Annotated in this window: 17 protein-coding genes; 7 read left to right on the forward strand and 10 right to left on the reverse strand. The window is 52.2% G+C overall.

Annotation, left to right across the window (positions count from 1 at the left end):
- Positions 1–36: 36 nt before the first annotated feature.
- Both JI741_RS32890 and JI741_RS26485 read left to right on the forward strand, forming a co-directional pair.
- Entirely contained in the window at positions 37–168 is a 132-nt protein-coding gene (locus JI741_RS32890) for a hypothetical protein (protein WP_255534593.1), read from the forward strand.
- 219 nt (positions 169–387) lie between these two features.
- Positions 388–1,581: an aspartate aminotransferase family protein gene (locus tag JI741_RS26485; protein ID WP_202014722.1), complete on the forward strand. Its 1,194-nt coding sequence runs from the start codon at positions 388–390 to the stop codon at positions 1,579–1,581.
- Positions 1,582–2,420: 839 nt separating this feature from the next.
- On the opposite strand, the gene hslV is transcribed toward JI741_RS26485, so the two are convergent.
- The 5 genes from hslV to JI741_RS26510 all read right to left on the reverse strand — a co-directional run bounded on the left by hslV (position 2,421) and on the right by JI741_RS26510 (position 11,207).
- Positions 2,421–2,957, reverse strand: coding sequence for an ATP-dependent protease subunit HslV (gene hslV, locus JI741_RS26490; protein WP_202014723.1), 537 nt, complete (start codon positions 2,955–2,957; stop codon positions 2,421–2,423).
- Between the two features lie 65 nt (positions 2,958–3,022).
- Entirely contained in the window at positions 3,023–4,672 is a 1,650-nt protein-coding gene (locus JI741_RS26495) for a pyruvate dehydrogenase complex dihydrolipoamide acetyltransferase (protein ID WP_202014725.1), read from the reverse strand.
- 77 nt (positions 4,673–4,749) lie between these two features.
- Positions 4,750–7,719 (reverse strand): TolB family protein, encoded by a 2,970-nt coding sequence (locus tag JI741_RS26500; RefSeq protein ID WP_202014728.1) that lies wholly within the window; start codon positions 7,717–7,719, stop codon positions 4,750–4,752.
- 290 nt (positions 7,720–8,009) lie between these two features.
- Positions 8,010–8,843 carry a DUF4249 domain-containing protein gene (locus tag JI741_RS26505; RefSeq protein WP_202014730.1) on the reverse strand — a complete coding sequence of 278 codons (834 nt, stop codon included), beginning with the start codon at positions 8,841–8,843 and terminating at the stop codon, positions 8,010–8,012.
- A gap of 12 nt (positions 8,844–8,855) precedes the next feature.
- Positions 8,856–11,207, reverse strand: coding sequence for a TonB-dependent receptor (locus JI741_RS26510; protein WP_202014732.1), 2,352 nt, complete (start codon positions 11,205–11,207; stop codon positions 8,856–8,858).
- A 176-nt stretch (positions 11,208–11,383) separates the two neighbouring features.
- Between JI741_RS26510 and JI741_RS32895 the strand changes: the two genes are divergently transcribed.
- A complete protein-coding gene (locus tag JI741_RS32895) occupies positions 11,384–11,509 on the forward strand; it encodes a hypothetical protein (protein WP_255534594.1) in 126 nt (41 codons plus the stop codon).
- A gap of 79 nt (positions 11,510–11,588) precedes the next feature.
- Here JI741_RS32895 and JI741_RS26515 read toward each other — a convergent pair whose 3' ends face one another.
- The 4 genes from JI741_RS26515 to JI741_RS26530 form a co-directional block, all read right to left on the reverse strand.
- The gene (locus JI741_RS26515) at positions 11,589–12,251 is read right to left on the reverse strand and encodes an outer membrane beta-barrel protein (protein WP_202014734.1); all 663 of its coding nucleotides are present in this window, start codon (positions 12,249–12,251) and stop codon (positions 11,589–11,591) included.
- Between the two features lie 353 nt (positions 12,252–12,604).
- Entirely contained in the window at positions 12,605–12,778 is a 174-nt protein-coding gene (locus JI741_RS26520) for a hypothetical protein (RefSeq protein WP_202014736.1), read from the reverse strand.
- A gap of 15 nt (positions 12,779–12,793) precedes the next feature.
- Positions 12,794–12,964, reverse strand: coding sequence for a hypothetical protein (locus tag JI741_RS26525; RefSeq protein ID WP_202014738.1), 171 nt, complete (start codon positions 12,962–12,964; stop codon positions 12,794–12,796).
- A 14-nt stretch (positions 12,965–12,978) separates the two neighbouring features.
- Positions 12,979–13,272 (reverse strand): YtxH domain-containing protein, encoded by a 294-nt coding sequence (locus JI741_RS26530; RefSeq protein ID WP_202014740.1) that lies wholly within the window; start codon positions 13,270–13,272, stop codon positions 12,979–12,981.
- A 1,038-nt stretch (positions 13,273–14,310) separates the two neighbouring features.
- Here JI741_RS26530 and JI741_RS26535 point away from each other — a divergent pair.
- The 4 genes from JI741_RS26535 (at position 14,311) to JI741_RS26550 (ending at position 17,595) form a co-directional block, all read left to right on the forward strand.
- On the forward strand, positions 14,311–15,318 hold the full coding sequence (locus tag JI741_RS26535) for an amidohydrolase family protein (RefSeq protein WP_202014742.1): 1,008 nt from the start codon (positions 14,311–14,313) through the stop codon (positions 15,316–15,318).
- Positions 15,318–15,938, forward strand: coding sequence for a hypothetical protein (locus JI741_RS26540; protein ID WP_202014744.1), 621 nt, complete (start codon positions 15,318–15,320; stop codon positions 15,936–15,938). Before JI741_RS26535 ends, JI741_RS26540 begins: the two co-directional genes overlap by 1 nt.
- Before the next feature lie 213 nt (positions 15,939–16,151).
- Positions 16,152–17,186, forward strand: a complete 1,035-nt coding sequence (gene trhO, locus JI741_RS26545) for an oxygen-dependent tRNA uridine(34) hydroxylase TrhO (RefSeq protein ID WP_202014745.1) — start codon at positions 16,152–16,154, stop codon at positions 17,184–17,186.
- A 244-nt stretch (positions 17,187–17,430) separates the two neighbouring features.
- On the forward strand, positions 17,431–17,595 hold the full coding sequence (locus JI741_RS26550; RefSeq protein ID WP_202014747.1) for a helix-turn-helix domain-containing protein: 165 nt from the start codon (positions 17,431–17,433) through the stop codon (positions 17,593–17,595).
- A gap of 261 nt (positions 17,596–17,856) precedes the next feature.
- On the opposite strand, the gene JI741_RS32660 is transcribed toward JI741_RS26550, so the two are convergent.
- Positions 17,857–18,144 (reverse strand): hypothetical protein (locus tag JI741_RS32660; RefSeq protein WP_236676285.1); only part of this gene is annotated, 288 nt, incomplete at its 5' end.

Here is an 18,144-nt window from a genome sequence, read left to right on the forward strand (position 1 = left end):
CCTTGCGACATTTGATCCACATCAGACGCAAAGATTATGGCTTACATGAACAACATCGACTACAGAGACATCGCCAACGCGAGACTCTCTTCAAGACTGAAACAAGTTTTGGTCCTGGCTTTGGTCATCGTCATCGGCATGCTTGTTTCCGTGTCGGTTAATGCATAGTCCACTTCACGCAACACTGTATCTTATCAAAGATAATGGGTCCTCCCAAGGATTCACCCCGCTGTATCTCAACTCTGGCCAGCGCTAAACACGCCGGTCGAAGTTGAATACACATCAAGACTTAGTTCATTTGTGAGAGTTAGTTAGTTTCTTGAGTCCCACACCACTGTGGGACTTTTGTTTTTTCCACCCTTCCGCTTTTCTTCCTAGTTTTGAGGCATGGACCAGTTCAGCCGCGAAACCTTCCTCAACTCCCTGGCGCAAACCACCGACGCCCCCTACCTCATCGCCGTCGAAAAAGCCGAAGGCATCTACCTCTATTCGCCGGAAGGCAAGCGCTACACCGACCTCGTGTCGGGCATTGGCGTGAGCAACATCGGCCATCGCCACCCCGTGGTGGTGCAGGCCATCAAAGACCAACTTGACAAACACCTGCACGTGATGGTGTATGGTGAATACATACAGGCCACCCCAAACCTGCTGGCCGCCAAGCTCACCAGCCTGCTCCCACCGTCGCTCAATTGCTGCTACTTTGTGAACTCGGGCACCGAGGCCAACGAAGGCGCCCTGAAGCTGGCCAAGCGCTACACCGGCCGCACAGAGATCGTATCGTTCCGGAAGTCGTATCACGGCAGCACCCATGGCTCCATGAGCGTGTCGGGCAACGAGGTGAAGAAGCAGGCGTTCCGGCCCCTGCTTCCCGACGTGCGCTTCATCCACTTCAACATGCCCGGCGAGCTCGACGCCATCACCACCCAAACCGCCTGCGTGATCGTGGAAACCATTCAGGGCGACGCCGGTGTGCGCGTGCCCGACAAGGCCTACATGAAGGCCCTGCGCAAACGCTGCGACGAAACCGGAGCCCTGCTCATCCTCGACGAAATTCAGTGCGGCATGGGCCGCACCGGCACCCTCTTCGCGTTCGAACAATTTGGCATCGTGCCCGATATCCTTACCGTGGCCAAGGCCTTTGGCGGCGGTCTTCCCATAGGCGCCTTTGTGGCCAACCGAACCCTCATGAAGTCCCTAACCCACGACCCCATGCTGGGCCACATCACCACCTTTGGTGGCAACCCGGTGTGTTGTGCCGCGGCACTTGCCACGCTACAGGTTATTGAAGATGAAAAGCTTCTGGAAGGCGTAGAGGCAAAAGGAGAACTTTTCGAGACATTGTTGAAACATCCGCGCATAAAAGAAGTGCGCCGCATTGGTCTTCTATTTGCCATTGACTTTGACTCGGCGGAGTTTGTGTCGCGTATTGTTGAGGAAGCAAAGAAGTTGGGGATTATTTGTTATTGGTTTCTTAGTCATCCGTATAGCTTTCGGATTGCTCCGCCGCTTACTATTGCTCCGGAGGAGATTGAAGAGTCTTGTGTGGGGATATTGAAGGCTATTGATAATGCCTCGCGTTAGGCGATGTGCTCTGACTGAGCGTTGGGGATGATAGTGTTTCTTTTCGGTTGGGTTTTCGTGCATTTCATAGCTCCGCTCATGGCCGCGGGGGCCTCGCATGTCCCCATCTGGGCTAGACCCGACCCCCCACATGCCATGACCAGGCCAAAGGTCGGCTCAGGCCCAGATGGATACATGCTGGAGGAAGGTGCGAGAGTGTGAGTGGGTGTGGGGTTCGAGTGTGAATAATTCGAACGACTCCCGACAAATCGACATACCTCTTGAGTTTTCCCTGAGCCACACAAACCCTTCCGGGATTTGTGAGCAGAAAATTGTTTTTGGAGATCGTGCAGGGGGTTGATCGTCGGCAGAAACGAGAACGTATTTTTTTCATGATGTGGCATCATTGCCGTTACATATCACCACCAATCTCATCGTGACCCTTTGATTCGTTCCCATCAAAGACCCAACATATCCACAATGCCGTACGTCACAAAATGCAATGACACACTCACATAATCTACACATTCAAATTCAAACCCACACTCACACACCCCTTCCAGCATGTTCCCATCTGGGCCTGAGCCGACCTTTGGCCTGGTCATGGCATGCGCGGGTCGGGTCTAGCCCAGATGGGAACATGCGGGGCCTCCGCGGCCCCGGAGCGGGGCTATGAAATGCGAGAAGACCTTTTAAGAGACACACCCTCCTATCACAAAACCCTCAACTCCAAAAAAAAGAGAGACCGCTCCAAGCGGCCTCTCTCTTATTGTTAAAGGTTATGTACCCAAAATAACGCACCAAGCACCATCACATTGCCCTCCCCCTAAAACTTCTTAAAAGAATTAAAAAGAAGAACCTCACAACTTCTCAATCACCAAATTATGATTCGTATAAATACAAATATCCGCCGCAATGGTAAGACTCTCCCGCACAATCTCCTCCGCCGTCAAATGCGGCGCATGCTTCTTCAGGGCCAGCGCGGCCGACTGCGCATACATTGACCCCGACCCGATGGCGGCCACCTGATTGTCGGGCTCCAACACATCGCCCGTTCCTGATAAGATCAAAATCTCGTCTTTGTTCGCGGTGATGAGCATCGCTTCGAGGCGACGCAGAAACCGGTCCATGCGCCAGTCCTTTGCCAACTCGATGGCTGCACGTTTCATGTTGCCGCCATAGCTATTCAACTTCTCTTCAAACCGCTCAATGAGTGTGAACGCGTCGGCAGTTGATCCGGCGAAGCCCGCGAGGATTTTTCCGTCTTGCAGCTTCCTGATTTTCTTCACGTTGCTCTTGGCAATATAGTTTCCCATGGTGGCCTGGCCGTCACCGCCAATGGCAATCTGCCCATTGTGCAGCACGGCGATGATGGTGGTGGCGTGTATCTTTTCCATATCGATAAAAATAAAAAGCCCCCGAAAAAGGTTTCGGGGGTTTGTGAGTTTTTGTATTGAACTGATTAAATCAGGATTCTAACGGGATCTTCCAACAGGCCTTTAAAGGTTCTGAGGAACGCCGCTCCCACGGCGCCATCTACTGCGCGGTGATCGCACGAAAGAGTCACTTTCATGACGCTGCCCGGAACCAGTTGACCGTTTTTCACGACGGCTGTTTCCTTGATGCCGCCGATGGCGAGGATGCACGCGTCGGGCGGGTTGATGATGGCGGTGAAGTCTTCTACGCCAAACATGCCCAGGTTGGAGATGGTGAACGTGCTTCCTTCCCAATCAGAAGGTTGCAGTTTTTTGTCGTGGGCGCGTTGTGCCAAGTCTTTCACTTCCACGGCAATGTGCGACAGCGATTTGTTGTCGGCAAAGCGCACCACAGGAACCAGCAGTCCGTCTTTCACGGCCACGGCCACACCGATGTGGATGTGGTGGTTCTTGCGCATTTTGTCGCCGAGCCAGCTCACGTTCACGTCGGGGTTCTGGCGCAACGCTGCGGCTACGGCTTTGATAACCATATCGTTGAACGATATTTTTACAGGACTGATCTCGTTGATGCTCTTGCGGGCTTCGATGGCTTTGTCCATGTTGATTTCCATGGTGACATAGAAGTGCGGGGCGCTGAATTTGCTTTCGGCTAAACGCTTCGCGATGACTTTGCGCATCTGCGACACGGGCACTTCTTCGAAGCTTTCTTGTCCCACAACTTTGGGCAACACAACCGGAGCAGCGGCAGCTTTGCCGTCTTTGGCAGGGGCCGTGGCAGCCGGTGCGGCCGATGGTTTATAGTTTTCTACGTCGCGTCTGGTGATGCGGCCATGGTCGCCCGAGCCTTCAATCTTGCCAATGTCGATGCCTTTGTCTTTCGCCATCTTCTTGGCCAGCGGCGAGGCTTTGATACGGCCGTTGGAAGAATGATCGGACGATACTTCGGTGGTGGCAGCGGTTGCTGCGGGTTCTGCTTTCTTTTCGCCCGAGGCTGCCGGAGCGGCTCCGCCTGTGCCTTTGGCTTCGTGTGCCTTGAGCAGGGTTTGGAAGTCAGCGCCTTTTTCTCCGATCACGGCCAATACGCCATTCACGGTCACGGCTTTGCCGGCTTCGGCCCCGATGTAGAGGAGGGTTCCGGTGTTGTAGGATTCATACTCCATGGTGGCCTTATCGGTTTCCACTTCGGCCAGGAGTTCGCCCGATTTCACGGCGTCGCCCACTTTCTTGTGCCAGGCGGCAATCACACCTTCGGTCATGGTGTCGCTCATCTTGGGCATCAACACGATTTCGGCTTTAATGCCGCTGGTGTCGATGGCCGGAGCCGTTGCTGTGGCGGTGGCAGCAGGTGCTGGTGCCGCGGCGGCTTTTGTATCGTCTGTTTTGCCTCCCGATGCGGCGGCGTTGGCAGCACCCGACAGCAAGGCCGAATAGTCTTCTCCCTTGTTTCCAACAATGGCCAGCACATCATTCACCTGCACTGCCTGTCCTTCCGATACGCCGAGATACAACACCGTGCCGGTATTGAACGATTCATAGTCCATCGTCGCCTTGTCGGTCTCGATTTCAGCCATCAGTTCGCCAGATTTTACGGTATCCCCCACTTTCTTATGCCATTTGGCTACCACTCCTTCCGTCATGGTATCGCTCATTTTGGGCATTCGTATGATTTCTGCCATTGTCGATTATAGATTTTTAGATTCGTCTGATTAGTTCGAAGGCCAAAAATAGGTTTTAAAACATCTATTTTCAACTATTAGAAACCGATATTCCCAATCAAAAATTCAACAACAACCCCGCTGTTTTCATACCTGTTGGCCAACTTATAGGTGGTGCGGAACCCCGCTTCGAATTTGGGCAAAAAGCGCATTACGTTGAAATCAAACGTTGTTTCCACCCCCACCGACTGGTAGGTGGCGTCGCTCATAGACACGTAGACCACGTTGGAATTGGGCTTGTAATAATACTCTCTGCCCGTTCCCTTGCCATAGTCATAGAAGAAGTTTGCCTTGATCCGCTGAATGTTCAGGATAGGCCCCAGCGCGATGTCGGGATACCACAACGGCAGCGCATAGTTGATCGAGGCCGTTGTGAATTGCTGGTCAGTAGGATAGCTGAACCCACGGGGCCGGGCAATGCGGTTCCGGAACGTATACATGTCCGTTTCGATGTCCTGCTGGCTATACTGGCTGGCCACGCGCAAGTAGGCGAAGTGATGTTTGGCCAGGCCGGGAAAATAAAACGCCGTGCGAACAGCAAACAACGTTCCCCGATAGCTTCCGCCATAGGGTGCACTGTAGTAGTCTATGTCAAGCGTTTGTCCCCAGCGGTATAGAAAATCGCGTTGGCTGCGTTTCATCAGGTTGTAGAACGAGAGATTGAACCGGTTGTAGTATAGTGTGCCGCGGTTCAGCTGATCCTTATACATATACACCAGCGAATCGAATGCCGGTGTGACGCGTTCGGGTCCTTTGTAGACCTGTACACCGTTCTTGCTCACCGTGTTCACAAAGTCACTGATGCGCGTAAGCCCCACGGCGTTGCCCACGGTAAGCTGACGGCTGTATTTTGAGTTGGTGAACACCAGCGGCAACCGCACACCACCTTCCAGCGTTGTTTCGCGCCAGTTGAATTTCTGCTTCAGACCGAAGTCTGACTTCTTTGTTTCGCGATCGCCGGTTTGGGCGCTCAGGTCAATGATGGGATACCACCCCTGATAACTCACACCGGCATTCCAGTAGGAAGTTTGTTCGTTGATGTCGAACAGATAGCCCGCGTTGATTTGTGTGGTGTTCAGAATGTCGCGCGAGGTCACGCCGGCATTGATCTGCGCCAGGTTGTTGGTCACAAACAATCCCCAGCTATAGGGGTTGATGATGCCTTTGAACTTCGAATATTTTTTAACGGCCAGCTTGGTTTGCGGAATGCTGTCGAGCAGGTTTGCATGATGCTCCTGGTCCACAAGGTTGTTGTAGAGCGACCCGACCACCGAGGGTGCTGGTGTCTCGAAGGTTTTCCAGGCCGAAGGATCGAACGGTGCCTTCACCACATCCAGACCATCGCGGGTTTGTTCGTTGTAGAATATTGTTTTTCCATCGGGCGATACCGACGGATTGTAGGCGGCGTATTTGCTTGACGTGACCTGGTAGCGCGTGTGGCCTTCCAGGTCAAGGGCATACAGGTTGTCGATGCCGCTCACGGGCGAGTTAAACAAAACGTAGCGGCCATGCACCACGGGGTGGCCAACATTTTCCTGGCTCACGGGCAAGAGGTCGGTCAGGGCTCCACTCTCCACATCCAGCATCGAAATGGTTTTGCCGTCCTCGGTGTTTTTGAGCATCACAATTTTCTTTCCGTCGTCCGACCAGCGGGGCATGGCATAGAAAAAGTTCTCCGGGTTGTCGTAGGTTTTCGAGACGCGCTGTGTGGCCACGTCGAGGATCACGATTGAATTCTTGTAGTCGGTGTCCGAGCGCATCGCCACCACGCGTTGCCCGTCGGGCGAGAGGGCCGCGCCGCTAAGGCGTTCGTGCCGGCCGGCCAGCACCACGCGCTGATGTGTGGCGCGGTCATAGAGTTTGATGAGCGAATAGTTGCGCACGCCCCACCGTGGATCATAGCCATATTCGCTCCACACTATCTTCGAACCCGCCACCGACAACATGCCGGCGTCGTTGATGAAGCCCGGCACAAAAATGCGACGTTGCGTGCCTCCCTTCAACTCCACAAATTCTTCGATGTTGCCAATGCCCTGGCGCATCACCACCACGCTCCCATCGGATTGTGCCTGCGGATAGTGGTAGTCGGTGTAGGCTTTTGACGGACGACTGTTCACTTTTTCAAACGGCGTGAGCTGCAGCTTGTCAACTTCGGCCTGCCATTCTTTTTTGAGATCGGCAGCCATGTCGTTGTAGAGCTGCGTCACGTAGCGGCCGGTGTGATGGTGTATGGCATTCGAAAAGGCAAAGGGAATGAAGGGAACATTCCACGAGCGCGCCGTCACCTTTCCCCACACGTCGGGGTCGCCTGTCTTGCGTCGCAGATAGCTCACCATGTGGTAGCCCAACACGTAGTGGTTTGGAATGTTGTGTTTATAGGACCGGAGATATTGTTTGTGATAGTTGAAGGATCGTCCTTCGAGCAGGTTGGTTTTGAACACCAGGCCGAAGTTGGGAATGCGCCCGCGCCCGCTGGGGGTGAAGGCCGTTTCCGTGGCCACGGCATCGCCCTCCCAAAACCACTGCGGGGCTGCGACCTGCGCCATGCCCACCAGCGTGGTGTTGCCAAACAGATAGTAGAGCGCGCGGTTAAATCCCCGCGTGGCGTGCTGAAACTGAACCACGTGACGATACTCGTGCGACATAAGCAAATTGAGCCAGTCGTTGGTGCCGAGAAAGTTATAGTCCTGGGGCGGCATCGTGTAGAACTCCGAGTGTCGTGGCAACAGCGACACAAACGCGTTGGACACCGAAGACTGATTTTGCAACACCACCGAAATCTTGCGCGGCGACGAGCCCAGCGTGCGGGCCTCCGGATCGTGAAGATGCTCCAGGGTGTTGGCCACCCGTTGCGCCTGCTCATCATAACCCACCGGATACAGCACGCGGAAGTGTTGGGTGTTCACCTGCCGCCACCGGATGCTGGCCGGGTTGTTCTGCAAAACCGTTTGGCCCAAAAGCTGCTGGCCCAGGCCAAGCACACAAAACAACAAGAGAATTCTTTTCATGGGTTTCGATTAAAAAGCGATTACGTCCACAAAGGCACCCGGCCCGCATGGTCAGACCATAACCATCCGCCCAAATTAATACAATAATCGGGAAGTTGAGACGCCGGCGGGGCGGGAAGATAGCAGTGCTGCAAGTGTGTCGGCAAGCCGGCATCACGACACGCAAAAAGGGGTAATCACTAAACGGCATAAAAACAAAAAGCCGGGAGACAACGTCTCCCGGCCCATGATTGGTCCGCCACGATCAGCTGGGTATTGCAGATCACTGACGGCTCACCTCATTCTCCCCCTCATTCAACAATCACGATAGTTTTCGAATTCACTGCACTGGCATGAAAGAACCCAAAGGCTCCATTCGTCAGGTTGGTGCGTGAATTTGCCGGCGGCTGATTAAACAAACCGCCGTCGGTGTTGAGCAGCTTTTGCAAATCGTCATAGAACACATAGCCGCTGCGGCTAAGGCTGTAGGCTTCCACCGTGGCCTTGTCGCCGGGCCCGAAGAATACGGGCGATGAGATACCGTCTATGCTCTCGCCAAGGGCTTCGTCGTTGCTATAATAAATTTCGTTGTCGTCATCAACCTTCAGCGAGTCGTTGCGATAGAACTTGAACAGATAATAGTCAGTCGTGTTCTGTGGTTCCTTCGCGTAAAGAAGCACTTCATAGAACTTGTTATAATCTTTGGGATCATCCTTTTCATCATCGTCTACCCGGAACGCCAGCGAATCGATGCTGGTCACGCTATAGAGGTGATCGTCGGCTTCATACACCTGGCCATCCACTTCCACGCGAAGGTGATAGTCTTTGCCGATGGTGCCCACAAATGCAGTCTGCGGCAAATAATATCCAATTGAATCCGCATAGTTGCGCGGGTTGTGTTCGAACATGATCTCGTTGCCGTCGCTGTCTTTCACCGTAACAATGGCGTTGGTTATGCGCGGCGAGGGGCCGGTCTGATAGAAGTCTGAAGAACGCGACACCTTCACATATTGCGATCCCAACCGGTTGGTCACCTGGCCTTCAATGATCACACGCGGTGTGCTTTGCCCGAGGTCAAGTCGAATGGGTTTGTCGCAGGCGGCCAGGGCCAGGGCAAAAAGAGCGACGATAAGTATATTTTTCATAGACGTGATAGCTTAGAATTTGATGTTGTAAGTAACCGAAGGCAGAATGGGGAACAGGTAGATCATGCGGGCTTCTTTGGTGTAGCCGTCGCCAATGATGTCGCCATCCTTGTTCTTGGTCACGCGGGTATAGATGGTGAACGGGTTCTGACGGTTGTAGGCATTGTAGACCGAGAACACCCAGCTTCCCTTCCACCGGCGGTTGTCGTTTTTCTTGGGCGAATAGGTAGCCGACAAGTCGAGGCGATGGAACACGGGCAGGCGATAGCCGTTGCGTTCGGTAATCACATCGGGATGATAGTTCTCGTATTCAAACTTGCCCGTGGGCACCGTCACCGGACGACCAGTGCTGTAGGTGAAGGTGGCACCAAACGTCCAGCGTGGGCTGTAGTCGTAGGCGGCCTGAATGTTCAACACATGGCGGCGGTCGTAGTTTGCCGGGAACTCCATGCCTCCGTTCACACCGGGAACTTTGCGCATCGTCTTCGACCATGTGTAGCCCACAGAGCCGGTGAGTTTGCCTTCCTTCTTGTTCAACATCAACTCCAGACCATAGGACCATGATTTGCCTTGACGGAATTCGGTGGAGAGATCCTGGTTGAAGAAGATGTTGGCGTTGTCGGCAAAGTCGGTCACATTCTTCATGTCTTTATAGTAAGCCTCTGCCGAAAACTCGAGGGTGTTGTCGCGAAGGTTCCGGAAATATCCCAACGCCACCTGGTCGGCCAACTGCGGTGTGAGGTAATAGCCACTGGGGTTCCAGGTGTTGAAGGGCACGGGCACAGTGCCCGCTGCCACAAGGTGCGTGTTCTGAACCATGCGGTTATACGATGCCTTCAGCGATTGTCCGTCGGCCAGCATGTAGCGGATGGCCGCGCGGGGTTCCAGGTTCACATAGGTCTTTATGTTTTTCCAGGCACCATAGTGCACGGTGTCGGTGCGCACGGGGCGGCTGTTGTTCTGGGGGTCGTTGTACAGATACAAGTCTGTGGAGCCTACGTTTTGGAAGATCGACAACCGAAGACCATAGTCGAGCGTGATCTTTTCGCTTACACGTTGCTGGTTGCTGATGTAGAGGGCATGATCGATGGCAAACATGTGTTGCAGGTTGATCTCCTTGAACATCGATGCTTCGGTGTTGGGCGAAATGCGACCGGGCGAAAATCTACGGCCGGTGATGTGATAGCCAAACGTGAGGTCGTTGTTGGTGTTGATGAAATATGAGAGATCGTTTTTCACACTAAGCTCTTCCAGGTTCGACGTCCACTTGAAGCCTTGCACGGGATCTTTCAACTCAAGCTTGTAATCAAAGTTGCTGAGGATGACCGAGGTGTTGGAGAACAGGCGGTCGTTGAACAAGTGGTTCCAGCGGAATGTGGCGGTGCGGTTGCCCCAGGCAAAACCAAACTGGTCGCCAAAGTTGAACACATCGCGTCCTGAGTAGAAGGCTGCGAAGAAACGGTTGTTGTTATTGTGGCGCCAGTTGAGTTTGGCGTTCACATCATAGAAGTGCACCAGGTTGTCGTTGTTGGCTGCGCGCAGAAACAAATCCACATACGAGCGACGGGCCGAGATAATGAACGAGCTTTTGTCTTTCTTGATCGGCCCTTCAATCATGAGGCGACTGGCCATGGTGCCAATGCCGGCCGACCCGCTCAGTTGCTTGTTGTTGCCATCCTTGGTACGCACTTCAAGTATGGAAGAGAGTCGGCCGCCAAAACGCGCGGGGATGCCTCCCTTGTAGAGTTCAGAGTCTTTGATGACATCGGCGTTGAACACCGAGAACAAACCGAACAAGTGAGAAGGATCATAGATGGGCGCCTCGTCGATGAGGATCAGGTTTTGATCGGCGCTGCCGCCACGCACATAGAAACTTGATGTGCCCTCGCCGGCAGTGATTACGCCGGGCAACATCTGAATGTTTTTGATGATGTCCACTTCGCCAAACAGCGCGGGCAATTTGCGCACGCGGTTCATGTCGAGGGTGTTTTTGCTCATCTGCAACTGCACCACGTTTTCGTCAACACGTTTGTCGCTCACCACCACTTCCTGCATCATGGTGCTCTCGCCCAGCATGTCAATGTTGCGTTCGGTGTTGCCTTGCAGGTTCACCGTAACCGTTTGCGCGGAGTAGCCCACATAGCTAAACTGCACTTCGTAGGTTCCTTTGGGAAGCGTGAGCGAATAGAATCCATAGGGATTGGTCATGGTGCCTGCCTTCATCTGGGGGATGTAGACGGTGACGCCGATAAGCTCTTCACCATTGCTCACATCGCGTACATAACCATTGAGGGTAACTTTCTCCTGGCTCAACGCCTGGATGCTGATCAGGACAAAAAATACAAAACTTAAACTTCGGATCATTGGGGTAAAGGGGTTGATTTGTGTTTCAGACAATCAAATGCAAACATACCCCTATGGCATGCAAAAAATAAATTTGAAGGGCTGAAGCAAGCACCTGTTCTGACGGATATGCGCTCAAATAGTTACCTTTGCCTGACAGAAATTACAATCAGGCTCCAAAATTCTTTCGGAAAGGCATGTTTAAAAAATTGAAAGCGCTCTATCAGGAATATAAACCCTATGTGCGGGTAGACCTTATAATGTATGCCGTGCTCATTCTCAGCATCATCCTCTATTTTATCTTTGCCACGGTGTTTGGCTGATATAAACGCGCAGCACTAACGGCACAACCGCGAGAAGGTTGCCCGATGTCACCACATTGTTAACACGAAAGTGTTGGGCTTACTTTAACGTAACATTGAGCCCGACCGTGAGCGCCAGCGACTGATGCTTTAAAGGTTCGGCGGTGGCAGGTTCGCTTGTGTTGATCAATCCGAAATGCTCGTCTATACCCACCTTCAGGGAAAGCTTCTCTTTCAACGGGATGTAGGCTGCTACACTTCCAACAACACCAACGTCGATCTTCTTGGTAAGATCGTTCTGCTCGGCAGTCACTTTCGGAGAGAAGTCTCCCTCAGCCTCCTGAACATAAGTTTGTTTCAGCAAGTATGACGCATAAACACCTGCGCCAAACTGATAGCGTACCTTCTGGCCTACACGCACAGCCCATTGCACAGGCAACGTAATGTAGCTGTAGTTCATACGGGTTTTAATGAGATCCGTGCTGTTGTTTTGTCCATCGCGGAGTTCGTTTTCTCCGTATGTGCCCTTCCGTTCATACAGCAATCCCGTCAACAAATACGATTGTTTGAGCACACGCACGTTCAATCCCACACCGGTGGAAAAGCTGAGACGGCTTTTGCCAAAAAACATATCCATGGTTTTTGACCCCCGCACGCTGGATAGCGACGGCCCAGCCAGAACTTCAAGTTCGAGGTTTTGCGAATAGCCAGTAAGAAAAATAGTTGTAAAAAGAATGGTAAAGAGAGTGCCTCTGAAAAGCATAAGAAAACAAGCGTTTAACGTTCAATACTCACCGCTAACATTGCCCAAGGGGCACACATCGTATCGCGAAATATTTGCGCGAAAATAGAGTTTCTCCCCAACCTGTGCAAGCCACACGATCACAACACGCCTCACCCAACGTAAACCCTATGGCACACAAGCCATTCAACGTGAGTGATAGCCAAAAAATGAGCCGTCATCAAGGCGGAGATGACGGCTCTTAACCGATAGGAAACTTGGTTCGGATGTTTTTGCTCCAGGTTGCGAAAGCGAAAACATCACTCTTTCATCCACATGCGTGAAGGCATTGTCGTATACCTTCCCACGTCCTTCGGATTTCTTCTACTGCAGCACTACGACGCCATGGCGAGGTTCGCGCCACCATCCTGACTGGCGACCGAAAAGGCCGACACTTTTGGGGTGGCTTTGCTGCGCACATCCATCTTCGTGGTAGTGGTGCACGAAGTGAGGCTCAGCAAACCATAGGTCAGCAACAACATGGCGGCGATTCGTAACAGCGTTTTCATGTGCAGTGATAAGGTTTAAAAGGTGCTTAATATTTTCATCAGGTCCATGATTTCCCGCTTGCTCTTGCCTACGCGGCCAGCAAGCTCATCGTTCTTTTTCACGTTGCCGTTGCTGTGTTGCTCATGGGGCATCGACAGGGCGGCTGATAGCGAGGGCTGGAAGGGATTTTTCAGCAGGCGTTTCATGGGCGCAACACGTTTTAGAGTTTCACAGATTCTTTCAGCGACTCGATGGCAGCCTTGCCATTGCCGGCATAGGAATCCACCTTTTTGTTGTAGCCTTTGCGCAGACTGTCCAGATAATCGCTGGCGATATCCAGCGCTTCCTGGCTGTATTTCTTCGACTTCTTCTTCAACTGCTTGCGTGTGGAGCTTCCGCTGCTGGGAGCCACCAGCAAACCCGTGGCGGTGCCAATGGCGGTGCCAAGCAAAAAAGCGCCTACTACTTTCATGGTTGTATTGAGGGTGATGCCGTTTTGGTGTATCAGTTTCATAGTTCTGTAGGTTAATAGTTGATGTGGTTTTGAATTGTTTCTCTGCCAGGAGAATACAAATAATGATGCCAAGCGGATGGCATTTCGTTTAATATCCTACCAATCAATCAATTAGCTAAAAGCAGGGCAGAAACGAGTCAGGTCCGGGGATGGAAAAATTTCCACACGTTGTTGACTTGTGCAAGCCAAAATTGCCCGCGTTGTGGAGTGTTGTGCAAGGTGTGAGGCGAGTTAGCAAAGGCATTCTGGTGCCGGGCACCGGCTTTGATGTGGGTTGGATATGGGTGTGGTGTGCCCGGCACTTTCCTCCCAGGTGGCTGTACTCAGCCTCCGTTTATCCTCCGTTTTGAAACGGAGGATAAACGGAGGATGGATACAGGCACCCTAAACCCAAGTCCACAGCAGTCAGGGCAAACGGAAAGGTTAGGTCGGAATGGCATACCAGTCAAAAGCAGGCTTGCGGACAGCTGGAGGCACACACGGAAAAAGAAAGGGAAGGCACTAAAAACAAAAAGCCTCATCTTATACAGACGAGGCTCAACATTTTCTTTTCCTGCGCTTCATTCACCTGGCGTTCGGCCGTTCAAATTGGCTACGCTCTCCTTTGGGTTTGGGAAAAAGGACTTTGCTCAGTTTATAGGCGATCAGCACGCAGACGCCGTAGATGAGAGTCATACAAAAAACAATCAGTAAAGGGGTCATTGGTATTAGGGTTTTTGACATCAATAAAGAAAATTTGATGCCACCCGGTGGTGAAGGCCCGATGAAAGTATGCGTGAAGAAAATGTTGAGTACAAAAAACAGCGTTGAGAGGTTGGATTCGCCTGTTTTATGAATGCAGGGTTATCGCAACCTCATGCTCACCAAACACACCCGGCCTGAAGGCCAAACCCAAAATGAGAAATTCACCACCTCAATCAGCCCCTCTCCTTCTCATTCCGGGATGAATACATGAGGGGTTCAAATGTGCGCGGCAACCACACCCGATTTGACTACCGTCGAAATTCTTCGAATATTTCGAAACTCATTATCCGCTACATGTTCAAGATTGACAGTCACACGCACATCCTTCCCAAGAAATTGCCCAATTGGACCGAGAAGTTCGGTTATGGCGACTTCATCTACCTGCAACACCACAAACGTGGCGCTGCCAAGATGATGCGTGGCAACCAGTTCTTTCGCGAAATCAAGGAAAACTCCTGGAATCCGGAGCTGCGCATAAAAGAATATGAAAAATTTCACACCCAGGTGCAGGTGGTGTGCACCATCCCCGTCATGTTTTCCTACTGGGCCAAACCTTTTGACGGTTTGGAGATCTCGCGGTTCCTGAACGACCACATTGCCGAATTAATCGTGAAGCATCCCAAAAACTATTTGGGCCTGGCCACCATCCCTATGCAGGACAGCGAACTGGCCATACAGGAATTGGAGCGATGCAAAGAAATAGGATTGAGCGGCGTGCAGATCGGATCGAACATCAACGATCTGAACCTGAACGAGGAACGTTTCTTCCCCATCTTCGAAGCCTGCGAAAAGCTGGGACTGGCCGTGCTGGTGCACCCCTGGAACATGATGGGCGAACGCCAGATGCAACGCTACTGGCTGCCGTGGCTGGTGGGCATGCCCGCCGAAACCTCGCGCGCCATCTGCTCCATGATCTTTGGCGGAATTTTTGAACGATTGCCCAGGCTAAGGGTTAACTTTGCGCACGCCGGCGGTTCGTTTTTATCGACCATCGGCAGGATTCAACACGGTTTTGATTGCCGCCCCGACTTGGTGGCCATAGACAACCCGGTGAGCCCGAAAAGCTACCTTGGCAAATTCTGGGTCGACAGCGTGACACACGACGCCATGATGCTGGACTATGTCATCAAGCTGCAGGGCGCAACGCGCATCACCCTGGGATCGGACTACCCCTTTCCCCTGGGCGACCTGGAGATTGGAAAGTTTATTGAAGAAATGGACCTTGACGCGCAAACAAAAGAAGCTATATTTTACGGGGCGGCCCTTGAATGGCTTGACCTTCCAAAAGAGAGATTTATCTGATGCACCGACTGTATTTTATTTTATTCCTGGCCATAGCCACCATCCAGGTTAGCCACGCCCAGGAGGGCGCCAAAGTGAACGAGTATATCCTGCAACAAGAGCAGCTCAAAAAGACCATGCTCCTTCGGCAACTCGACTCGGGCGTTTACTACATGGACAACGGCAACTACATTACCGCCGACGCCAAGTTTCAATACGTGCTCGACAACATCAAGAGCGTGCCCTCCGACCTCACCTTCTACTTTGGCAAGAACTCGTTCTACATGGGCAAGTACAAACAAAGCATCGACTGGCTTAACAAATACATCCAGCTGAAAGGCACCAACGGCCAATACTCTCAGGATGCCGCCCAATGGCTCAAACGCGCCGAAGCAGAATACATCACCCAACGCACCCAGGACCCCAAAGTGGTGGGCCAGATTCTCTCCACCAACTACGACATCGACTGCGGCCCCTCCGGCAAGGTGACCTGCCCCGTGTGCAAAGGCGAACATGTGGTGGTGAAGCGGGCCGCCTTTGGCAACGAATACAAAACCTGCGGCTACTGCAACGAACACGGCCTGCTGACCTGCGCCGAATACAACCAGCTGCTGCGTGGCCAACTCAAGCCCCGGGAATAGTCCTTAGCCTATAGTCTTGAGTCCTTAGTCCAGAGTTCTGAGTATCTAGTACGTAGTGTTTCGGGGTTGAGTACGATCCAGTGTTTATACTGGCGACCAAAGACAGAATTTTGCACTAACGAACTCAAGACTAAGTACTCAAGACTAAGGACTCAAGACTAAAGACTAATTCACTATCTTTGCCGCCGATTAACCTGCAATTAATCGTTTCTTATGGCATTGTATAACCGCGTAAACGGCCGCGTTCTCAGGGAGAAGATGCAGGCCGAGACCCAGAACCGGGTCACCATCTCTTTCTACAAATACCACCACCTCGCCGACCCCCAGGCTTTTCGCGATCAACTCTATCAGGATCTGGATGCACTTTCCGTGCTGGGAAGAATCTATGTGGCCGCCGAAGGCATCAACGCCCAAATTAGCGTGCCCGCCGAAAAAACAGACGCGTTCCGCACCTACCTCTACGGCTACCCGTTCCTCAACAACATCCGCCTCAACATTGCCATACAAGACGACGGCAAGTCGTTCTTCAAACTAAAAATACTGGTCCGCAAAAAGATCGTGGCCGACGGCCTCGACGACAGCACCTTTGATGTGACCCAAACCGGCGTGCACCTGAACGCCAAAGAGTTCAACGCCCTGGCCGCGGACCCCAACACGGTGATTGTGGACATGCGCAACCACTACGAAAGCGAAGTGGGCCATTTCAAAAATGCCATCCTCCCCAACGTTGACACCTTTCGCGAAGAGCTGCAGATTGTGGAGGACCTGATGAAGGAACAAAAAGACAAGAACCTGCTCATGTACTGCACCGGCGGCATCCGTTGCGAGAAGGCCAGCGCCTGGATGAAACACCAGGGCTTCAAGAACGTGTTCCAGCTCAACGGCGGCATCATTGAATATGCCCGCCAGATCAAACAAGAAAACCTGCCCAGCGAATTCATCGGCAAGAACTTCGTGTTCGACGAACGCCTCGGCGAACGCATCACCAACGACGTCATCGCCGTATGCCACCAATGCGGCCAACCCTGCGACGACCACACCAACTGCAAAAACGACGGCTGCCATTTGCTCTTCATTCAATGCAAGGCGTGTGCTGAAAAGTTTAACCAATGCTGCAGCGAGGAGTGTCAGCACGTGCTGACGTTGCCGGAGGAGGAACAGAAGGAGATTCGTAAGGGCGTGAATAAGGGACGGCAGGTTTTTAAGAAGGGAAGGGTGGAGAAGATTAGGAATTTAGGCGAAGAGTAGGTGTGTGGTCATCGCGTTGTGCGATAGGCTATCTTTCCTGTATATTTTTTCTCCCATTTCATAGCCCCGCTCCCGGGCCGCGGAGGCCCCGCATGTTCCCATCTGAGCTAGACCCGCACATGCCATGACCAGGCCAAAGGTCGGCTCAGGCCCAGATGGAAACATGCTGGAGATTGGGTGTGTGGTGCGGGTGCGTGGAGCATGGGTTGGGGCATGAGTGTTGCTCCTTTTTACATTTGACATTATGAGACAAGAAGAAGTCACATGTAGAAAGATTGGACGTGTGCGCGGGTTGCATCAAATGAAGCAAGAAACGTTAGCCGAGGCGCTAGGCATCAGTCAGCAAGCCGTTTCAAAAATCGAGCAAAGCGAACAGGTGGAGGATGTGACGCTGGGAAGAATTGCCTAAGTGTTGGGCACATCGGTAGATGCCATTCTGAACTACAACGAAGATCATGTGCTTCAAGCCATTCAAAACAATCACGATGGCTCGAATGTCACCAACAGCCCTTCTATCAACACAACTTTCAATGCACATTCAACCCCTTCGACAAAATGGTTCAACTCATGAACGAGAAGGATGAACTGAAGAAGGCGTTGTTGAAAGAAAAGGATGAGAAAATTACGCTGTTGAAAGAACTGTTGGCGAAGAAATAGCAACGTTCATCACCTAAATACCTCCCTGCTCCTTGCCCGATAACTCAAAGCGTTTCAAATCACAATTGTAACGGAAGAAGACAGCGCTTCCGCCGCCGTTGGAATAATAGAAGTTTTTTCTTTTGGAGGTCACTGTAAAATCGATCACAGTAACTTTGATATAGTCCTCATAAACCTGAACTGTAATAGCTAGTACTTGATCTGACAGTTGAGCTAGGGATTCCTTCCTACTAGGCAAAGGTAGCCACCGCTCCAAATAAGTCAAGGGCTTCGCGAGTGGCCGCGCAGAATCCTTCGCACG

Origin of the sequence: Chryseolinea lacunae (genome assembly GCF_016735595.1) — a bacterium.
In the GTDB taxonomy this organism is placed as follows: Bacteria; Bacteroidota; Bacteroidia; order Cytophagales; family Cyclobacteriaceae; genus Chryseolinea; species Chryseolinea lacunae.